General features: G+C 72.2%; 20 protein-coding genes. 10 read left to right on the forward strand and 10 right to left on the reverse strand.

The genetic code is table 11. The features are described 5' to 3' along the window. The 4 genes from ABZ840_RS18630 to ABZ840_RS18645 all read left to right on the forward strand — a co-directional run. The coding region (locus ABZ840_RS18630; protein ID WP_361560945.1) for a vitamin B12 dependent-methionine synthase activation domain-containing protein at positions 1 to 411 on the forward strand (411 nt) is incomplete at its 5' end. Next, complete coding sequence (metF, locus tag ABZ840_RS18635; RefSeq protein WP_361560947.1) at positions 408 to 1,286, forward strand: methylenetetrahydrofolate reductase [NAD(P)H]; 879 nt, start codon at positions 408 to 410, stop codon at positions 1,284 to 1,286. The genes ABZ840_RS18630 and metF, both read left to right, overlap by 4 nt. Further along, a complete protein-coding gene (gene ahcY, locus ABZ840_RS18640) occupies positions 1,264 to 2,679 on the forward strand; it encodes an adenosylhomocysteinase (RefSeq protein WP_361560949.1) in 1,416 nt (471 codons plus the stop codon). Before metF ends, ahcY begins: the two co-directional genes overlap by 23 nt. A gap of 56 nt (positions 2,680 to 2,735) precedes the next feature. After that, positions 2,736 to 3,398 (forward strand): maleylpyruvate isomerase family mycothiol-dependent enzyme, encoded by a 663-nt coding sequence (locus ABZ840_RS18645; RefSeq protein ID WP_361560951.1) that lies wholly within the window; start codon positions 2,736 to 2,738, stop codon positions 3,396 to 3,398. A gap of 34 nt (positions 3,399 to 3,432) precedes the next feature. Here the strand turns inward: ABZ840_RS18645 and ABZ840_RS18650 are convergent, their stop codons facing one another. After that, a complete protein-coding gene (locus ABZ840_RS18650) occupies positions 3,433 to 4,173 on the reverse strand; it encodes a PIG-L deacetylase family protein (protein WP_361560953.1) in 741 nt (246 codons plus the stop codon). Positions 4,174 to 4,348: 175 nt separating this feature from the next. Here ABZ840_RS18650 and asnB point away from each other — a divergent pair, with 175 nt between their 5' ends. The 6 genes from asnB (at position 4,349) to ABZ840_RS18680 (ending at position 11,592) form a co-directional block, all read left to right on the forward strand. After that, a complete protein-coding gene (gene asnB, locus ABZ840_RS18655) occupies positions 4,349 to 6,154 on the forward strand; it encodes an asparagine synthase (glutamine-hydrolyzing) (protein ID WP_361560955.1) in 1,806 nt (601 codons plus the stop codon). Continuing rightward, entirely contained in the window at positions 6,151 to 7,101 is a 951-nt protein-coding gene (locus ABZ840_RS18660) for a PrpF domain-containing protein (RefSeq protein ID WP_361560957.1), read from the forward strand. The genes asnB and ABZ840_RS18660 overlap by 4 nt, the downstream gene beginning before the upstream one ends. A gap of 130 nt (positions 7,102 to 7,231) precedes the next feature. Continuing rightward, positions 7,232 to 7,975, forward strand: coding sequence for an SDR family oxidoreductase (locus ABZ840_RS18665; protein ID WP_361560959.1), 744 nt, complete (start codon positions 7,232 to 7,234; stop codon positions 7,973 to 7,975). Positions 7,976 to 8,044: 69 nt separating this feature from the next. Next, positions 8,045 to 9,610 carry a class I tRNA ligase family protein gene (locus tag ABZ840_RS18670; RefSeq protein WP_361560961.1) on the forward strand — a complete coding sequence of 522 codons (1,566 nt, stop codon included), beginning with the start codon at positions 8,045 to 8,047 and terminating at the stop codon, positions 9,608 to 9,610. Between the two features lie 121 nt (positions 9,611 to 9,731). Next, a complete protein-coding gene (gene mshA / locus ABZ840_RS18675; RefSeq protein ID WP_361561425.1) occupies positions 9,732 to 11,141 on the forward strand; it encodes a D-inositol-3-phosphate glycosyltransferase in 1,410 nt (469 codons plus the stop codon). A gap of 145 nt (positions 11,142 to 11,286) precedes the next feature. Next, on the forward strand, positions 11,287 to 11,592 hold the full coding sequence (locus ABZ840_RS18680; RefSeq protein ID WP_361560963.1) for a hypothetical protein: 306 nt from the start codon (positions 11,287 to 11,289) through the stop codon (positions 11,590 to 11,592). Between the two features lie 58 nt (positions 11,593 to 11,650). Here the strand turns inward: ABZ840_RS18680 and ABZ840_RS18685 are convergent, their stop codons facing one another. From ABZ840_RS18685 to ABZ840_RS18725, 9 genes are all read right to left on the reverse strand, one after another. Continuing rightward, positions 11,651 to 12,082, reverse strand: a complete 432-nt coding sequence (locus ABZ840_RS18685) for a Fur family transcriptional regulator (protein WP_361560965.1) — start codon at positions 12,080 to 12,082, stop codon at positions 11,651 to 11,653. A 137-nt stretch (positions 12,083 to 12,219) separates the two neighbouring features. Further along, positions 12,220 to 13,275 carry a helix-turn-helix transcriptional regulator gene (locus tag ABZ840_RS18690; protein WP_361561426.1) on the reverse strand — a complete coding sequence of 352 codons (1,056 nt, stop codon included), beginning with the start codon at positions 13,273 to 13,275 and terminating at the stop codon, positions 12,220 to 12,222. A 94-nt stretch (positions 13,276 to 13,369) separates the two neighbouring features. Next, entirely contained in the window at positions 13,370 to 14,224 is an 855-nt protein-coding gene (locus ABZ840_RS18695) for a class I SAM-dependent methyltransferase (protein WP_361560967.1), read from the reverse strand. A gap of 166 nt (positions 14,225 to 14,390) precedes the next feature. Next, positions 14,391 to 14,867 carry a GNAT family N-acetyltransferase gene (locus tag ABZ840_RS18700; RefSeq protein ID WP_361560969.1) on the reverse strand — a complete coding sequence of 159 codons (477 nt, stop codon included), beginning with the start codon at positions 14,865 to 14,867 and terminating at the stop codon, positions 14,391 to 14,393. A 122-nt stretch (positions 14,868 to 14,989) separates the two neighbouring features. Then, positions 14,990 to 15,928, reverse strand: a complete 939-nt coding sequence (locus ABZ840_RS18705; RefSeq protein WP_361560971.1) for a M56 family metallopeptidase — start codon at positions 15,926 to 15,928, stop codon at positions 14,990 to 14,992. Next, positions 15,925 to 16,323 (reverse strand): BlaI/MecI/CopY family transcriptional regulator, encoded by a 399-nt coding sequence (locus tag ABZ840_RS18710; RefSeq protein WP_361560973.1) that lies wholly within the window; start codon positions 16,321 to 16,323, stop codon positions 15,925 to 15,927. Before ABZ840_RS18710 ends, ABZ840_RS18705 begins: the two co-directional genes overlap by 4 nt. Before the next feature lie 147 nt (positions 16,324 to 16,470). After that, positions 16,471 to 16,752: a metal-sensitive transcriptional regulator gene (locus ABZ840_RS18715; protein WP_361560975.1), complete on the reverse strand. Its 282-nt coding sequence runs from the start codon at positions 16,750 to 16,752 to the stop codon at positions 16,471 to 16,473. 13 nt (positions 16,753 to 16,765) lie between these two features. Next, positions 16,766 to 19,039, reverse strand: a complete 2,274-nt coding sequence (locus tag ABZ840_RS18720; RefSeq protein WP_361560977.1) for a heavy metal translocating P-type ATPase — start codon at positions 19,037 to 19,039, stop codon at positions 16,766 to 16,768. Between the two features lie 95 nt (positions 19,040 to 19,134). Beyond that, positions 19,135 to 19,434: a heavy-metal-associated domain-containing protein gene (locus ABZ840_RS18725; RefSeq protein WP_361560979.1), complete on the reverse strand. Its 300-nt coding sequence runs from the start codon at positions 19,432 to 19,434 to the stop codon at positions 19,135 to 19,137. Positions 19,435 to 19,466 lie beyond the last annotated feature (32 nt).

Genomic DNA, 19,466 nt, shown 5'->3' on the forward strand with positions numbered 1-19,466 from the left:
GGCCTCCAGGTCGTCACCGTCGGCTCGAAGATCGGCGAGGAGACGGCCAAGCTGTTCGCGGCCGACTCCTACCGCGACTACCTGGAGCTGCACGGTCTCTCCGTCCAGCTCGCCGAGGCCCTCGCCGAGTACTGGCACGCGCGCGTCCGCGGCGAACTGGGAATCCAGCGCGACGACCCCGGCGACATGGCGGACATGTTCCGTGCCGAGTACCAGGGCTGCCGCTACTCCCTCGGGTATCCGGCCTGCCCGGATCTGGGGGACCGCGCGAAGATCGCGGACCTGTTGCGTCCCGAGCGCATAGGGGTCGTGCTCTCCGAGGAGTTCCAGCTCCACCCGGAGCAGTCCACGGACGCCATCGTCGTGCACCACCCGGAAGCGGGTTACTTCAACGCCGGGAGGCGGGCATGACGTCCGCCCCGACGTTCTCCTTCGAGTTCTTTCCGCCGAAGACGCCGGCCGGCGAGCGGGTGCTGTGGGAGACGATCCGGCGAGTGGAGGCCCTGGGGCCGGACTTCGTGTCCGTGACGTACGGCGCCGGGGGTTCCTCCCGCGGCCGTACGGTCGATGTGACCCGGCGCATCGCCGACGAGACGACCCTGCGCCCGGTGGCCCACCTGACCGCCGTCGGGCACTCGGTCGCCGAGCTGCGCGCCATCATCGGCAGCTACGCCGACGCGGGCATTCGCGATGTCCTCGCGCTGCGTGGCGATCCGCCGGGCGACCCCGGGGGGACGTGGCGACCGCACCCGCAGGGCCTGACGTACGCGTACGAGCTCGTCGAACTGGTCCGTTCGCTGGGGGACTTCACCATCGGCGTCGCCGCCTTCCCCGAGGGGCATCCGCGCTCCCGCGACGGGGACAGCGACATCCGCCACTTCGTCGCCAAGTGCCGGGCGGGCGCCGACTACGCCATCACCCAGATGTTCTTCCACGTCGAGGACTATCTGCGGCTGCGGGACCGGGTGGCCGCCACTGGCTGTGACACCCCGATCATCCCGGAGATCATGCCGGCCACCGACGTACGCCAGATCCGCCGGTTCGCGGAACTCAGCGGCGCCGCCTTCCCCGAAGACCTGGCGCATCGCCTGGAGGCCGCCCGGGATGTCCCGGCCGCTTCGTACCGCATCGGCGTGGACCACGCCACCGCCATGGCCGAGCGACTGCTCGCCGAAGGTGCGCCGGGGCTCCACTACATCACGCTCAACCGCAGCGCCGCGGCGTTCGAAATCCATCGGAACGTACAGACGATCAGGAGTATCGATGCCTTCCCGTCCCACAGATGACTTCAAGGTCGCCGACCTTTCCCTGGCAGCCTTCGGCCGCAAGGAGATCACCCTCGCCGAGCACGAGATGCCCGGCCTGATGGCGATCCGCAAGGAGTACGCCGGGGCGCAGCCGCTGGCCGGCGCCCGGATCACGGGGTCCTTGCACATGACCGTGCAGACCGCCGTCCTCATCGAGACCCTGGTCGCGCTGGGCGCCGAGGTGCGCTGGGCCTCCTGCAACATCTTCTCCACCCAGGACCACGCGGCAGCCGCGATAGCCGCAGCCGGCATCCCGGTCTTCGCGTGGAAGGGCGAGACGCTGGAGGAGTACTGGTGGTGCACCGAGCAGGCCCTGACCTGGCCGGACTCGCCCACCGGCGGCCCGAACATGATCCTGGACGACGGCGGTGACGCCACCCTCCTGGTCCACAGGGGCGTCGAGTACCAGAAGGCCGGGTCGGTCCCTGACCCCTCGACGGCCGACAACGAAGAACTCGCCGTCGTACTGGCCCTGTTGGGCCGCAGTACATGCGACTGGTCGGCCATCGCCTCGGAGATCCGCGGCGTGACGGAGGAGACCACCACTGGTGTGCACCGTCTGTACGAGATGCACCGGGACGGCACCCTGCTCTTCCCGGCGATCAATGTGAACGACGCCGTGACGAAGTCGAAGTTCGACAACAAGTACGGCTGCCGTCACTCGCTGGTGGATGGCATCAACCGCGCCACCGACGTCCTGATCGGCGGCAAGACCGCCGTCATCTGCGGTTACGGCGATGTGGGCAAGGGCTGCGCGGAGTCGCTGCGCGGCCAGGGCGCCCGCGTGATCGTCACCGAGGTGGACCCGATCTGCGCGCTGCAGGCGGCGATGGACGGCTACCAGGTGACCACGTTGGACGAGGTCGTGGAGACGGCGGACATCTTCGTCACCACGACGGGCAACAAGGACATCATCATGGCCTCGGACATGGCCAAGATGAAGCACCAGGCGATCGTCGGGAACATCGGTCACTTCGACAACGAGATCGACATGGCCGGTCTGGCGCAGATCGAGGGCATCGTCAAGGACGAGGTCAAGCCGCAGGTGCACACCTGGACCTTCCCCGACGGCAAGGTCCTCATCGTCCTCTCCGAGGGCCGCCTGCTGAACCTGGGCAATGCCACCGGTCACCCGTCGTTCGTGATGTCCAACTCCTTCGCGGACCAGACGCTGGCGCAGATCGAGCTGTTCACCAAGCCGAGCGAGTACCCGACCGACGTGTACGTGCTGCCCAAGCACCTGGACGAGAAGGTCGCCCGTCTCCACCTGGACTCGCTGGGCGTCAAGCTCACCACGCTCCGTCCGGAGCAGGCCGCGTACATCGGCGTGGAGGTCGAGGGCCCGTACAAGCCCGACCACTACCGCTACTGAGCCACGGCCGGAAGGCGTGATCACTAGTGATCACTACCGCTACGGAGAGGAGAAGCATGTCCGGTTCCGAGCGTGATCCGGAGCTGCCGGGGCGGCTGCTCCGCGCCGAACAGGAGGCGTTGATGCCGCTGCTGCGCGCGACGCCTGAGGACCGGTTCGATCTGCGCACCGCCTGCCCCGGCTGGACCGTGCGGGACGTTCTCGCGCACTGCGGCGCGGCGCTCGTCCGGATCGTGGAGGGCCGCCTCGAAGAGGGGGTCTTCCTGCCCGAGGCGAATGCGGCGGACGTCGCCGAGCGCGTCGACTGGCCGCTGTCGCGCGTCCTCGACGAGCTGGAGCACGGCTTCGTGGCGGCCGGCCCGGCGATCGCGGCGTACGAGGACGGCACGCTGGACGCCGTGGCGCTCGGGGAGTGGGTGCATGCGGGCGACGTACGGGAGGCGTTCGGTACGCCGGGTGCGTACGGAGGTGACGCCGCTGCGTACGCGCTGCCGCTCCTGGTGCGCGCGAGCGGGCGCCGGGAGACGCCCCGTTTGCATGCCTACCTGAACGGTGCGGCCACCCCGCTGGTGCTCGGGAACGAGACCGACGGTCGGCCGGCCGCGGAATTCCACGGGGACAGGGCGACCCTGGTCCGTATCTACGCCGGCCGGCCGTTGGTCGGCACCCGGTACGACCTGACCGGCGCGACGGAGGACGAGTTGCTCATCTACCGCTGACCGCTCCCCTCAAGGCACATGCACTGACGCGCTGTCAGGTCGTGTCGACGATCTGGAAGGCCTCGGCGAGGCGGCCCGGTGGCAGGCCGCCCGCTCTGGCGTGTGCGGAGAGCCAGTCGCGCAGCAGGCCGGCCAGGTCGTCGAAGTGCGCGGTCTGGGAGGTGTGGAGGCGCAGGGCGTCGACCTTGCGGTCGAAGACCGGGGTGACGTCGACGTACTGGTTGGGGGAGGGGCCGGTCATCAGCCACAGTTCGGTGACGGCCCACGGCTCCAGGCCCTCTTCCTTGAGGAGTTCCTGGTGCGCGAAGGGGTTGCGGGCCTCCGGGTAGACGGCCCGCAGTGCGGCGTCGCCGACGGCCCGGTGGTCGGGGTGGAGGTCCGCGACCCGCTGCCAGTTGATCTCGGGGCTGGGGATGATGGCGCGCTGAGGCCGTACGTCGCGGATGACGCGGCACAGGTCGCGGCGGAGCGCCACGCTCGGCTCGACGAAGCCGTCCGGGTAGCCGAGGAAGCGGATGTCGTGCACGCCGCTCAGCTTCGCCGAGTGGACCTGTTCGGCGCGGCGCAGATGCGCCATGGCCTGGCGCGGGAGCTGTTCGTCGTAGCCGCCCGCGCCGCCGTCCGTGACGATGCAGTAGGTCACGCGGGTGCCGTGGGAGATCCACTGCATCACGGTGCCGCTCACGCAGAACTCGATGTCGTCCGGGTGCGCGGCCACGACCAGCAGGCTCTCGGGGGCGGCGCGGTCGGGGGAGTCGATGGTCAATTCGCCCATGAGGCCAGCCTGCTGACCGGGTGAGCGGCGGACAAGGCGCGGCCGATGGCGCGTTCGCGACATGGCACTTACGCGCCAGACAAATAATTGGTAGCGTCAAATCATTGGTACAGCTCGGTAAGTCGATCGAGCCGGGCCCACTGCGGGTCCGCGAGAACATCCGGAGGCGACCGGCATGTGCAGGATCTTTGGCTCCTTCGCCGTCGGGGCCACCGGCGCCGAACTGGCGGCGGTCTCGGCCCGGCAACGGCACGGCGGACCCGACCAGCGCGGCGTGCTCCGCGGGCCGGGCTGGTCGCTGGGGTGCGACCGGCTGGCGGTCACCGATCCCGTCGGTGGAGCGCAGCCGTACCGTCTGGCCGCCGTACCCGGCGTCCTCGCCGTGTTCAACGGTGAGCTCTACAACCACGCCGAGCTGCGCCGCCGGCTCACCGCCCGCGGCCACCGCTTCCCCGACTCCTGCGACGGCAGCCTGCTGCCCGCGCTCTACGCCGAGTACGGGACCGCGTTCGCCGAGCACCTCGACGGGATGTTCGCGGTGGCCGTCCTCGATCTGCGGGCGCGGCCCCAACTCGTGCTCGCCGTGGACGACATGGGGATGAAGCCGCTCCACTACCACCTCGCCGGAGGCGGTGCCGAGGGCGGTGGCGTGCGCTTCGCGTCGGAGATCGCGGGGCTGCTCGCCTTCGACGGGGTGCCGGCGGTGCTCCGCGAGGACGCGCTGGACACGGTGCTGGCGACGCGTACGGCGCTGGGCACGCAGACCGCGCTGGAGGGGATCCGCGTGCTGCCGCCCGGGGCGACGGCCGTGCTGCGCCGGGGCGAGCCGTTGCGCGTGCGGCAGCGGACACCGCGTACGGCCGCCCCGGCCGGCGACGCCCGGGACGTGCTGCGGCACGAGGTCCGCAGGCTGGCGCGGACCGGCAGCCCGTTGTGCGCCATCACCAGCGGGGGCCTGGACTCCGGGCTGGTGACGGCGCTCGCAGCCGAGGAGGTGCGGGAGGCCGGCGGCGGACCGCTGCACACCTTCCACCTGAGCTACCGGGGGCGCTGGCCCGCCGCCGAGGACGAATACGCCCGCGCCGTCGCCCGCCGGGCCCGTACCGCACACCACCACATCGCCGTCGACCCCGCCGAATTCGGTTCGCTGCTCACCCGTACGGTCCGCCATCTCGGCCAGCCCAACGCCGACCCCATCGCGCTGAGCACCTACGCGCTGTTCCGCGCCGTCCGGGAGGCGGGCTTCACCGTGGCACTGACCGGTGACGGGGCCGACGAGCTGTTCGGCGGCTACGACCGGGTGCGGGCCGCGCTGGCGGCACCGGCGGGCAGCGGCTGGATCCCCCCGTACGTAGACGCGCTGGGCGCCGCGCCCCGGCTGCTGCGCGACCGGCTCTACACCCCGGCCTACCGCGCGTACCTCGCGGAGCGGGGCTCGGCGGCGGACCGCGTCACCGCCGAGCTGCGCGCGCACGCGGCGGAGGACGGGGCGGACCGGATCACCACCCTCACCCGCTTCGAGACGCGGCGCCGCCTCCCGGCCTACCACCTGCGCCGGGTCGACCACCTGAGCATGGCCTGGGCCGTCGAGGCCCGCATGCCGTTCTGCCAGCCGTCGGTGGCCGACTATGCGCGGAGCCTGCCCGCATCGGCCCGCGACGGCAAGCGCGCGCTCTACGAAGCGGGCCGGGGGCTGCTCCCGGCGGCGGTGCTGCGCCGACCCAAGCAGCCGTTCACCCTGCCGGTGGCCGCCATGCTCACCGCCGGCAGCCCGCTGCTGGACACCGTCGGCGAACTGCTCTCCCCGGCGCGGCTCCGCAGGTCCGGGCGGCTGCGTCCGGACCGGGTGCAGGCCCTGCTGGCCCGTCAGCTCGCCACGCCGTCCGACAGCGACGCGCTCGCCCTCTGGGCCATCGCCGTCCATGAACTGTGGACGGAGGTCGTCCAGGGGATGCGTGTCCCCGCCGGATGCGCCGCGTGACCGCGGACGTCGTCCGGGCCGAGGGCGCGCCGGGGCCGACCCTCGTCCTCGACCGCGACCGGCTGCCGCCCGGCACCCTCGCGTCCCGGGCCGACCTGGCCGCCGTACGCGGCTGGCTGGAGCGGACCGGGCGCGGGCACATCCGCAAGCTGGCGCTGTACGGCACGTCCGCCGACCCGGCGTACGACCTGGACTACCGCTTCGTGCAATGCCTGCCCGGCGACGGCTTCGACTTCCGCACCGGCTGCGGGCACTCCCTCCTGGCGTGCGTGGCGGCGACGGGCCGGACCGGGCCGGTCCGGGTGCGGGCCGTCACCACGGGAGACACGGTGGTGTGCGATCCGGAGCCCGGCGGCGCGTACACCGTCCGCCTCGTGCGTCCCGCGTCCCTGGACGCACTGCTGCCCACCGGCCGGCCGCTGGACCGGCTCTGCGGGCTGCGGGTGTCGCTGGTCCGGTTCGGCAATCCGTACGTGTTCGTCAGCGCGGCGGACCTGGGGCTGTCGACCGTGCGGGAGCTGTACGGCGCCGGCGACGCGGTGCTCGCGCGTCTGCACCGGGTACGGGCGGCCGCGGCTGCCGTGCTGGGGCACCGGCCGGACGGCGCGGTGCCGAAGGTCGCCGTGCTCGCCGCGGACGGCACCGGCGGGCCGGCCGTCCGCGCCGTGACGGTACCCGGCTGGCATCCGAGCATCGCGCTGACCGGTGCGCTGTGCGTCACCGCGGCGGCTGCGGTGCCCGGGACGCTGCCCGCACTGCTGGCGCGGCCCGGTGCGCCGCGGTCGTCCGGGCGGCTCGCCCTGCGCCTCACCACACCGGGCGGGACCGCGGCCACGTCGGCGGCCGTGTCCGGCTCGCGGCTGGACGAGGTGGCGGTGCACGGCAAGCGCGCGCACCTCGTCGAGCGCGGGCTGCGGCTGCCGTGGCGTATCCACGTCACGGCGTGAATGCGCAGCCGTACGGGGCCATTTCGTGCGGCGTCCTCTGTCAGGCTGGTGACCACGGGCTCCCGAATCCGCTCCATTCGTGGGGGAGGCCGGAGTCCTTTCGTGTCCCCTGCCGGGAGAACCGACGAAAATGACATTCGAGAATCTCCGCGTCGTGGTCACCGGCGCATCCCGCCATTTCGGCCGGGCACTCGCCATCGGATTCGCCCACCTGGGCGCCGAGGTGTACGTCTCGGCCCGGACCGTCGAGGCCGCCGAACGCACTCGCACCGAAGTGGTCGGCGCGGCGCGGGAACGCATTCACGCCTTCGGCTGCGATTTGAGCAGACCCGCCGAGATCCGTGACTTCGCCCGCCGGGTGGGCGAGCGCACCGGACACGTGGACCTGCTGGTCAACAATGGTGCCCGCTGGCTCGACGGCATGGACTTCGAAGCCGCGAGCGACGACCGGATCGTCGAGACCATCGAGTCCACGGCAGGCGGCAGCGTGCTCATGGTGAAACACTTCCTGCCCCTGCTGCGCGCCTCCCATCGGCCCGACATCGTCAATATGGTCGCGGTGAGCGCCGCGTACGGCCCCGGCGGCATGAACGCACGCGCGCACGAGGCCTTTTACGCGGCGAAAAGCGCGCAGGCCGGATTCGCCGACATTCTTTCCCGCCGGCTCGGCCCCTCCGGCGTGCGGGTCTTCTCCCTCTATCCGCCCGACTTCTCGACCTCGGACCCGCGGTCGGCTGAATGGGCCGGAATGGGAGCGGACGCGTCGCACCAGGACGAGAAGCTCACCACGCAGGCGCTCTTCGAATGCATCGTCTACGCCGTCGAGCAGCCGCGGGACTGCTTCATCCGGTCGTTCCACTTCGAACCCCGCTGAGCCGTCACCACGGCCCCGTACCCACGTCTCGCACCACTCTCCGCGTTCACGCGTCAAGGAGGTCCACCCGTGTCTACGCCTCTCTGGATCACGGCGACCCCACCCGCCCCCCACGGCGAACTCCACATCGGACACCTGGCGGGCCCCTACGTCGCCGCCGACGTCCTCGCCCGTTTCCTGCGCGCCGACGGCCGGCCCGTCCGGTTCACCACCGGCACCGCCGACCACGCCGTGTCGGTGCAGGAGCGCGCGCTGCGCACCGGCCGCAAGCCGGCGGAGGTAGCCGAGGGCTACCACGCCGCGATCACCGCCGACTGGCGGCGCTCCGGCATCACGTTCGACCACGTCGTCCAGCCGCGCCACGACCGCGGCTACCTCCGCTGGGTCCAGGACCTGTTCGTGCGGCTGCACGCCGAGGGCGTCATCGCGCCGCGCGCCAGGCTGCTGCCGTACTGCGAGCCGTGCGACCGCTGGCTGTACGGGGCGCGCCTCAGCGGCGGCTGCCCGCACTGCGGCGTGACCGGGGCCGGCGGCGTCTGCCGCGCGTGCGCCCGGCCCAACGACTGCGGTGACCTCCTCGACCCGTCGTGCGACCGGTGCGGCACGTCGGCGCGGCTCCGCCGCTGCCGGCGGCTCTACCTGCCGCTGGAGCCCTTCCGGGACACCCTCGCCGACTACTGGGCCACCCTCGCCCTGCCGCCGAGGCTCGCCGCCCTGTGCGAGGGCCTCATCGAGGACGGGCTGCCCGATGTGGCCGTCGGGTACCCCGGCGACTGGGGCATCGAGGTCCCCGTCGAGGAGTTCGCCGACCACCGCATCGACGCCTGCTTCGAATCGGCGGCCCTCCAGCTCTTCGGCCACGCGACGCGGAACGAGCCGTGGCCGGAGCGCACGGTGCACTTCTGCGGATTCGGGCACGCCTTCTGCCACGCGGTGCTGCTGCCCGCGCTGTTACTGGCCCAGGGCGTGAAACTGCCCCAGGACTTCCTGGTCAACGAGGGCTACCGGCTCCACGACGCCGGCACCGACGAGACCTGGGCGCTGGACCTGCTCACCGAGTTCGGCTCCGACACACTGCGCCGCCACGTCCTCGAAGCGCGCCCGGTCGGCCGGGACACCGCCTTCGACCGCGACCGGCTCGCCCGGGCGCGGCAGGTGCTCGACGGCACCTGGAACGGCTGGCTGACCCGGCTCTTCACCGCGGTCCGGGAGGACAGCGCCGGGGTGGTACCGGAGGTGCTGCCGGGCGGTACCGGCTGGGACGTCCAGGCGCGGCGGCTGAACAGGGGAGTGGACGAGCTGCGCGAGGCGTACAGCCTCGACTCCTTCGACCCGCGCCGGGCAGTGGCCATGCTCGACGAAATCGTCCGGTCCACCGCCGACTTCGGGCACGTCAACGACCACGAACGGCGCCGGCCGCGCGGGGACGGGCGCCACCTGGCGCCGCTCGTCGCGCAGCTCGGTGTCGCGGCGGCGCTGACCGCGTGGGCGCGCCCGGTCATGCCGGAGGGCGCCGACCGGCTCGCGGCGGCGCTGGGGATCGCCCCCGGCGGCCCGGTGACCGGGGAAGCGCTCGCCGCCCCGCCGGCCGGTACGCGCCTGGCCCCGCCGTCGGGCCCGGTCTTCGGCTTCTGACGGACGCGCACCACCCGCACACCGCACGTTGCAGTTCCCACCGCCGCGTGGCCGGACGCCGGCCCGCGGCGGCAGGGCACGCGGCCTCACCCGAGGAGATCCCGTGTCCTTGCGCATCGCCATGCTCAGCGTCCACACCTCGCCGCTGCACCGGCCCGGTACCGGGGACGCCGGCGGCATGAACGTCTACCTGGTCGAACTGTCCCGCGCCCTCGCCCAGCAGGGCGCCGAGGTCGACCTCTTCACCCGCTGCCGGGGCGAGGGCCACCCACCGTGGACGGCCCTCGCCCCCGGCGTACGGGTACGGCATCTGCAGGCAGGACCCCGCCGCCCGCTCTCCAAGGAGGAGATGCCGGGCCGGCTGGCGGAGTTCTCGCTGGCCCTGCTGCGCGACGCGCGGGCCGGCGGCACCCGGCCGTACGACCTCGTCCACTCGCACTACTGGCTCGCCGGGCAGGTGGGCCGGGCCGCCGCCGCGCACTGGCAGGTCCCCCTCGTGCACACCATGCACACCCTCGCGCGGGTGAAGAACGCCTCGCTCGCCGACGGCGACACCCCCGAGCCCGGCCACCGGATCGCCGGCGAGCAGCGTGTGGTGGCCGACGCCGACCGGCTGGTGGCGAACACCGCGGACGAGGCACGGGCCCTGCGGGATCTGTACGGTGCGCCGCCCGCGCGTACGGACGTGGTCCGGCCGGGCGTCGACCTGCGCACCTTCCACCCGTACGACGGCAGGCGGGCGGCCCGGCGCCGGCTCGGACTCCCCACCGACGCCTTCGTCCCGCTCTTCGCCGGACGTGTCCAGCCGCTGAAGGCGCCGGACGTTTTGCTGCGCGCCGCCGCCGAACTGCTGTGTTTGGTACCGCACGTGCGAGGACGATTGCTCGTGCCGGTCGTCGGTGGCCTCAGCGGTACGGGCGCCGCCCGCCCCGGCCGGCTCGCCGCGCTCTGCCGGGAACTCGGGATCAGCGACCGCGTCCGCTTCGAACCCGCTGTGCCGCAGCACCGGTTGGCGGACTGGTACCGCGCGGCCGACGTCGTGGTGATGCCGTCGCGCAGCGAGTCGTTCGGCCTGGTGGCGCTGGAGGCGCAGGCGTGCGGGACGCCGGTACTGGCCGCCGCGGTCGGCGGACTGCGGACGGCCGTACGGGACGGGGTGACGGGAATCCTGGTGCGGGGCCATGAACCCGCGCACTACGCGCGGCGGTTGGCGTGGCTGGCCCAGCATCCCGGCGCGGTGGCGTCGCTGGGACATGCGGCGGTGCGGCACGCGGAGGGCATGAGCTGGCGGGCGGCGGCGGACGCGATGCTCGCGGTGTACGGGCGCGCCTTGGGCTCGCCGGGAACGGAAACGGGGCAGAGGCGGCGGCACGCCCCTGCCCCAATGGGCGCCCCCGCCCTGGAGGAAAGGGAGCGCCGCGGTTCCAGCCTAGCAGCCCTCTTTGTCGCACCAAAAGTATGGTGCAACCCAATTACGACTCCTCGGTACGGAATTCCGGTAGCCGCCGACAATAACCGCGAGAAAGTCTGACGCACTTTTGCCATGGCGCGGATGCGACGCCTGAGGACTCTGGTTCCCGGGGTGCCGGCGGGAGATTATCTAAGTGTCTTCCCCGGCACCCGGCGGCACGGGTGAGGGAAGCGCCGACCATTCAATTTCGCGTCCTGGAGGAATCATGTCTGTCGCCACCCGAGTTCACACCGTCCCCGCGGTCCGGCTGCGCACCGTGGTCCGGCAGTTCGCCGTGGCGGCCGTGCTGTGCGGTGCGGTGGCCGCGCCGGCGGGCGTCCCGGCACTGGCGGGCGCTGCCGCCCGCGTCATGGCCGGTGACCAGGACAACACCTGGCCCGTGCAGCCCGGAACGACGATGGTGTCGGCCGCCTCGCTGGGTGTCGAGGACAACACCTGGCCGGTCCAGCCGGTCGCCGCCGGCTCCGGCGACGGCACGGACAACACCTGGCCGGTGGCGCCGGCGGCGTAACGGGCCGCGGTGACACCTGGGCTCCGGTCCGCTCTCCACCGAGCGGGCCGGAGCCCTTTCATGCCTTTCGGCAGTCGGGGCAGAGACCCTTGAAAATGATCTCGGCGTCGTTCATCCGCCAGTCCCGAAACGCCTTTTCCGGTGGAACCGGATCCTCGTATTCGGCATTCTCCACGCGGCCGCAGCCCGTACAGAGCGCGTGATGATGCGGCTCTCCCGCGATTTCGAATACGGCGGGAAATCCGGGCCGCTCGAACTTCGTGACGAGTCCGGTGTCCAGGAAGTGCCGCAGCATGTCGTAGACCGCCTGGCTGGTGAGTGTGCCCAGCCGTTCGCGGGCGGTGGCCGTCAGGCCTTCCACGTCCAAGTGGCCGCCTGCCGACAGCAGTTGCAGGACTTCGAGCCGCGGGCCCGTCACGCGCAGGCCGACATCGCGGAGCCGCTGGATCGCCGCGTCCCGTCCGCTCGCCGTCGCCGTCTCTCGTGTCATCGCGCCGCCATCTGGTGAGACCAAAAGTTTGCCCGCATCGTACCTCTTGCGTCGCCAGAAGGGACCGGGGCGTACGGGCAGGGCGGACCGGCGCGGCGGGCCGGAAAGGGGGAGCGGCTGCGTCGGAGCCGTACGGCTCAGTCGAGCCAGCCGAGGCGGGTGGCGCGCACCCCGGCCTCGAAGCGGCTGGACGCGCCCAGCTCCTGCATCAGCTCCGACAGCAGGCGGCTCACCGTACGCAGGGAAACGCCCAGGCTGCGGGCGATCTTCTCGTCCTTCATGCCGGAGGCGAGCATGCGCAGCGCGGCGCGCTGCTGCTCGGAGAGCCCGTCGCCGCCGCGCTCGGCCGCCAACTGCTCGCCGTAGGGCACGGCGGTGTGCCAGCAGTGCTCGTAGAGCGCGAGATACGAGCGGACCAGGGCGGGGCCGCGCGCGAGGATGGCACCGGCCGCGCTGTCCTCGGGGTCGACCGGCAGCACCGCGAACTGGTGGTCGGCGATGACCATGTTCATCGGCACGACGGGGGAGAGGCGCAGCTCGACGCCCAGCTCCACCTTCTGCCGGAAGTGCTCCGCCATGTCCGGCACGGAGGCGAACCGCTGGTTGAAGACCGTGCGCACGCGGACGCCGTTCTCGATCTGACGGCGGTCGCGGCTCAGCGCCCGCTCCGGTACCTCCCGTTGCAGCGCGCTGGGGTGCATCGAGGCGAGGTCGTGCTGGATGACGTCGGTGATGTCCTCCAGGACCTGCTGAATGCGCCGGTAGTCGGTGAGGACCTCCACCTCGACCTCGGATCCGGCGATGGCGCCGGCCCGCAGGAAGCTGCCGGCCAGGGTCTCCAGGGTGCTGTACGCCTCGTCGGCCTGGTGGAGGTGGTCACGCAGCCGCAGCCGCTCCTTCTCCAGCAGGCGCAGCAGGGCGATTTCGGGGTCGATGACCGCGACCGCGTCGGTGTCGGCCTCGGCCTGCTTGCCCGAGGCCAGGGAGATCTGATTGTCGTGCGTCGTTCCCGTGTGGACGATCAAACCGAGGTCGAGCAGTTCGCTGCGACATCGCTCCCGCTCCTCCGGGCCGAGTGCCATGTCCGACACCACGGCGTCGAAGCTGGACGCGCCGCGCGACCGCAGCTCCTGGTAGAGGGCGAGTGCCAGGTCAGTGGATTGCGTCCGCACCTTGCCACCGGCTTTGACCACGCTCAAGGCCCCCCATGTCCTGATGTCGGTCACGCTCGTCACACTTTGTCACAGCCGCAACGACCGTTCTCAGCCCCCGACAGCCGGTGTGACCCTAGTCACCTTTGGGACGGCAGACGAGGAGCACGCTCCGGGTCCGCTCGTCGAGCTGCTGCTGCCGGCGGTCGGTGATGCGCAGTCCCGCGGCGGTCAGCTCCTCGGTCAAACGTCCCCGGTCGACGATCCACTTGTCCGTGGTCAGGACGGACCTGCGGATACGTGACTTTTCAGCGCGCTCGCAATAGTAAGTGATGTGTTCGATCCGTGTGTTGAGATCGAACACCTGCCGCGCCACCACCCACTCCGTGACGCCGTCGACCCGGGGGACCGGGAACGTCCACGTACGCCGGGGGTCGGCGGCGAGTCCGGCCGGTTCGTGCTCGGTGTAGTCGAGGGCCAGGGCCCCTCCGGTACCGAGATGCGCGGCGATCTCGCGCAGCAGCCCGGAGCGGTCCCGCGGTGGCACCGCGGTGAGCATCGCGCCCGCCAGCAGGGCGAGTTGATACGTACGGTGCAGGCGGAGCCGGCGCAGGTCGGCCGGGGTCGTGGTGACCAGCCGCTCGACGTGCGGGCCGATCCGTGCCGCCCAGGCGCGCAGCCGCCGCAGGCTGTGCCGGTCGCGGTCCACGGCCTCCACGGGGAACCCGTGCCGGGCGAAAGGAACCGCCAGCCGTCCGGCTCCGGAGCCGAGGTCGAGTACCGGGCCCGCGGTCTTCCTGGCCAGCCGCAGGTACTCGACGATGTCCGCGCTGAACGGCCCGAGAAGCGCGTCATGGAGCCACACGCTCTCCTCCTCGTGCGGTGCCGTGGACTCCAGTCCGGGCAGGTACGCGGGGAGGACGGGGAGGTGGCGCCGGGGCAGGGCCGGACCGGGCGCAACGGGCGCCGGCACGCTCGACGGGGTGTGCATCGCTCCTCCAGGGGGCTCGGTCTCGGTCCCTGCCTTCCGGGCGGGGCCCCGTGCCGCCGGGACCTCGCCGCCGAGGAAATCGTGTCCCGGCCCCACACCGCCGGACCAGCCGAAACCGCTGCGCGTCCACGCTATGGCGTGGATCCGCCAGGGGAGTGATGCACTGTCAGACGAAGCGGACGAGCCGGTTCCCGGACCGCTCGAACCCGTGCCGGGTGAAGAAGGGGAGCGCGGGGTCCTGGTCGCAGGGCAGCGAGAAGCCCTGTCGTACCGCGCCGTGCTCGCGCATCCGGTCGGTGACCTCGGAGAGCAGTGTCGCGCCGACCTTCCGGTGCCGGCTGTCCGTGGCGGCGCCCAGTGCGTACAGCTCGCCCTCGCCCGGCATCGGCACGCCGCCCGCCGCGGCGCCGATGATCCGGCCGCCGACGTCGGTGGCCACCAGCCAGCCCAGCCACCCGGGCGCCCCGCCGGGAATTCCGATTTCGGCGCGGAGGCGGCTGAGCGAGCAATGCGTGCCGACCAGTCGCTGTACGGCCGATTTGTTGAGAATCCCTGAATAGCTGTCGCGAATCACCTGGCCCAGCAGCTGTGATATCGCGGTCGCATCGGCCGGAACGGCCGGCCGCACCTCCACCGGGCGCATATCGTCTGTCCCTCCCGGGGGCGCCAACTGCCGCCCCAACCCGCCCAACAATAGCGGTGAATTACCGCTCCGGGCCGTGAAGCCGCAATTACGAAGCTACGAAGTAATTACGTAGAAGAGGCTCAGCCGGGCTGGGAACAGCAGGCCAGGACGAGGGGGGTGACGGCGGCCGCCGCGAGCGCGCCCGCCAGGATCCCGCGCAGCGCGGGGTGGCCGTGGCGGTGCGGCGTGAGGATGCGCCGCATGCGCAGCGCGGCGGACGGCCCGCCGGCCGCGAACGCCATCGGCGGCGTCTGCTGTCCGGTCGCCATCGCGTACAGCGCGGTGGCCAGTGCGTCGCGCGAACAACGCCGCAAAGCGCGGTCGTCCGCCGCCATTTCCAGCAGCAGCGGGACTTCGGTACGTACCATTCGGCCCAGCGGCAGCCGTCGGAATATCCCGCCGAATGTCTCGGCGGCCGAGATCAGGAGATGGTGGCGGCCCGCGATGTGTGCCCGTTCGTGCTCCAAAGCCGCGGCCAATTGTGGCGGCGTGAGAGTTTTCCGGGCGCCCGAACTCACCACGATCCGGGCCGTGCGGCCGGGGAGGCAGTAGACCGCGGGGGTGTCGTGATCGATGACGACCGCCCGCAGCGCGGGGTCCGTGCGTCCCACCAGCCGCAGCACCGAGGAGTGCTGGGCCCGGCTGCGCCGGGCGCGCACCAGGTGGTGGCAGAGCGCCGCCGCCGGCAGCAGGAGCGCGACGGCCGCCGCGCCCACCGCCGCGTACTCCTCGGCCGACAGCCCCGCCAGGGATGCGGCACCGGGCAGCCGGCAGCCCTCCGGGGTCCACGGGAGGCAGGCGGCCACCCGGTCGGCGAGCGCGTGACTGCTGGCGTACGGCAGTAACAGCTGCAGGACGCCGGTCGCCACGGCGAGCACGAAGGCCGCGGACAGCAGCAGCCAGCCGGCGACCGCCGTCCGCGGCGCCTCGCGCGTCCAGCGGGCGCGGGCCACCACCCGGGGGAAGAGCACCCCGCTGAGCAGGGCGACGAGCAGCGGGGGAAGGATGTGATGGTTCATGACCGGTCACCGCTGACGCCGAAGGGCTCGCCCGCGGCCTCGCGGCCGACGGCGCGCAGGGCCGCGTCCAGGGCGGCGCAGTCCTCCTGCGACATGTGCTCGACGAAGCGCATCAGGGCTGCCTGCCGGTCCTCGCTGCGCCCGAGCGCGTCCTGCATGAGCCCCGCGGTGTAGTCCTCGCGGCCGCGCACCGGCTCGTACGCCCAGGCCCGGCCGACCTTCTGCCGCCGGAGCCAGCCTTTGCGGTGCAGTATGTCCGCCACCGTCATCACCGTCGTGTACGCCACGGTCCGGGAGCGGTTGATGTCGTCGACGATCGCGCGGACCGTCGTGGGCCGTTGCCATCGCCAGAGGCGGTCCATGATCTCAGCTTCCAGATCGCCCAGCCGTCGCACGACCGCATCCCCTCCCAGGGCTTCACCGCTATGGACCGATATCAGGACTGCTCGGGACTGCTCGGATGTGCCACATCGTATGGCGCTGTGGGCACTTGGGACACGGAAGACACCCTCCATACCCGCGGTGGGTAGGGAGGGTGTCCGTCAGGTCCGCACGAGGCGGGCGATGGCCGCGGACGCCTCGCCGACTCTGGCCTTCGCCTGTTCGCCGCCCTCCACGATGGCCTCGGTGACGCAGCAGTTGAGGTGCTCGTCGAGCATGACCAGGGCGACGGACCGCAGCGCTGCGTTGGTCGCGGAGATCTGGGTGAGGACGTCGATGCAGTAGGTGTCCTGCTCGACCATCCGCTGTACGCCTCGCACTTGGCCCTCGATGAGCCGCAGGCGCCTGATGACGCCGTCCCGCTGTTCCTGGTACCCGGGCATCGTGGCCTCCGTGTCAGTGGTCCGCCGCTTGGAATCCCCGCAGCCGCAGGCTGTTGCCGACGACGAAGACCGACGAGAACGCCATGGCCGCGCCCGCGATCATCGGGTTGAGCAGGCCGGAGGCGGCGAGCGGCAGGGCGGCCACGTTGTAGGCGAAGGCCCAGAAGAGGTTGGACTTGATGGTGCCGAGCGTCTTGCGGGAGAGCCGGATGGCGTCGGCCGCCGCGCGCAGGTCGCCGCGTACGAGGGTGAGGTCGCCGGCCTCGATCGCGGCGTCGGTGCCGGTGCCCATCGCCAGTCCCAGGTCGGCCTGGGCCAGGGCGGCGGCGTCGTTCACACCGTCGCCCACCATGGCCACGGACTTGCCCTCCTGCTGGAGGCGCCTGACCACGTCGACCTTGTCCTGCGGGAGCACCTCGGCGATGACCTGGTCCGGCGCGATGCCGACCTCGGCGGCGACGGACCGGGCGACCGCCTGGTTGTCGCCGGTGAGCAGGACGGGGGTCAGGCCGAGGGCGCGCAGCCGCCGGATGGCCTCGGGGCTCGTCTCCTTGACGGCGTCCGCGACCTCCAGGACAGCGCGGGCCTCGCCGTCCCAGGCCACCGCGATGGCGGTACGCCCGGCCGACTCGGCCTCGGCCTTCGCGCGCTCCAGTTCCGGCGGCAGCGTGATGGCCCACTCGGCGAGCAGCTTCTCGCGGCCGACGAGGACGGCATGGCCCTCGACCACGCCCTGGACGCCGAGGCCCGCGACGTTGGTGAAGTCCTCGGGGGTGGGCAGCGTGCCGGTCCCGGCGGCGGCGCCCGCGGCGACGGCCTGGGCGATGGGGTGCTCGGAGGCGTGCTCCAGCGCGCCCGCCAGCCGCAGCACTTCGGTCTCGTCCGTGCCGTCCGCCGCGTGCGTGGCCAGCAGCGTCATCCGCCCGGTGGTGACCGTGCCGGTCTTGTCCAGCACGATGGTGTCGACCTTGCGGGTGGTCTCCAGGACCTCGGGCCCCTTGATGAGGATGCCGAGCTGGGCGCCGCGGCCGGTGCCGACCATCAGCGCGGTGGGCGTGGCCAGCCCCAGGGCGCAGGGGCAGGCGATGATGAGGACGGCGACGGCGGCGGTGAACGCGGCGGTCAGCCCGGCACCGTTGCCCAGCCAGAAGCCGAGCGTGCCCAGCGCGAGCGCGATGACGACGGGGACGAAGACGGCGGAGATCCGGTCGGCGAGGCGCTGGGCCGCGGCCTTGCCGTTCTGTGCGTCCTCCACCAGCTTGGCCATCCGGGCGAGCTGGGTGTCGGCGCCGATGCGGGTCGCCTCGACGACGAGCCGGCCGCCGACGTTGAGGGTGGCTCCGGTGACGCCGTCGCCTGCGGTGACCTCCACGGGTACGGACTCGCCGGTGAGCATCGAGGCGTCCACCGCCGAGGCGCCCTCGACGACCGTGCCGTCCGTGGCGATCTTCTCGCCGGGGCGGACCAGGAACCGGTCGCCGACGCGCAGCTCGCCGACCGGGATGGTCCGCTCCCCGCCGTCGCGCAGCACGGTGACGTCCTTGGCACCCAGCTCCAGCAGCGCCTTCAGGGCGGCGCCGGCCTTCCGCTTGGAGCGCGCCTCGAAGTAGCGGCCGGCCAGGATGAAGGCGGTGACGCCGGCCGCGGCCTCCAGGTAGATGTTCCCGGCGCCGTCGCTGCGGGCGATGGTCAGCTCGAAGGGGTGCGTCATGCCGGGCGTACCGGCGGTGCCGAAGAACAGGGCCCACAGCGACCACAGGAACGCGGCCGTGGTGCCGACCGAGATCAGGGTGTCCATCGTGGCGGCGCCGTGCTTGGCGTTGGTCCAGGCGGCACGGTGGAAGGGCCACGCGGCGTAGGTGACGACGGGCGCGGCGAGGGTGAGGGAGAGCCACTGCCAGTACTCGATCTGCAGCGCCGGGACCATCGCCATCGCGATGACCGGTACGGCGAGCGCCACGGCGGTGATCAGGCGCTGGCGCAGCGGCCGCAGCTCGTCGTCCGCCTCCTGGCCGGCCTCGTCCGTACCGTCGCCCCCGCCCGCCGCGCCGGCCGGGGGAGCGGGCTCCTGCGCGCTGTAACCGGTGGCCTCGACGGTGGCGATCAGGTCGCCCACGGAGATGTCGCTCCGGTGCGTGACCTTGGCCTTCTCGGTGGCGTAATTGACGGTGGCCTCGACCCCGTCCATGCGGTTGAGCTTCTTCTCGATGCGGGCGGCGCAGGAGGCGCAGGTCATGCCGCCGATGGCGAGCTCGACCTCGGCGGCGCCGGGGCTGGTGGTGGTCATGTCTGCTCCTCGCAGCTCACGGATGTGCGGACGGGGGACGGGCGGGGCTCGGGGGTTGGGATGGCCCCGCCCGTCCCCCTGTTCTCCCTCGGCGGTCAGGCCCGGCCGGTGAAGTCGTAGCCGGCCTCGTCGACCGTCGAGGCGATGAGGGCGTCGTCGGGCTCGCCGCCGGTGGTGACGGTGACCAGGCCGGTCCCGATCTCCACCTGGACGTCGACGACGCTGTCCAGCCCGCCGACGGCCTTGGCGACGACGCCCTGGCAGTGCGCGCTGCCGATGCCGTTGACCCGGTAGACGACGGTCCGGCCCTCGGCGGTGGTGGTGGCCGTGCCGGCCTCCGGCGCTTCGGTGCTGTTGGTGTGGCAGCTGCCATCAGGGGTGCAGCAGGACGACATGGGTTCCTCCGGTAGCAGGGCCGTTACGGTCT

The organism is Streptomyces sp. NPDC047117, from assembly GCF_040643545.1.
Lineage (GTDB): Bacteria > Actinomycetota > Actinomycetes > Streptomycetales > Streptomycetaceae > Streptomyces.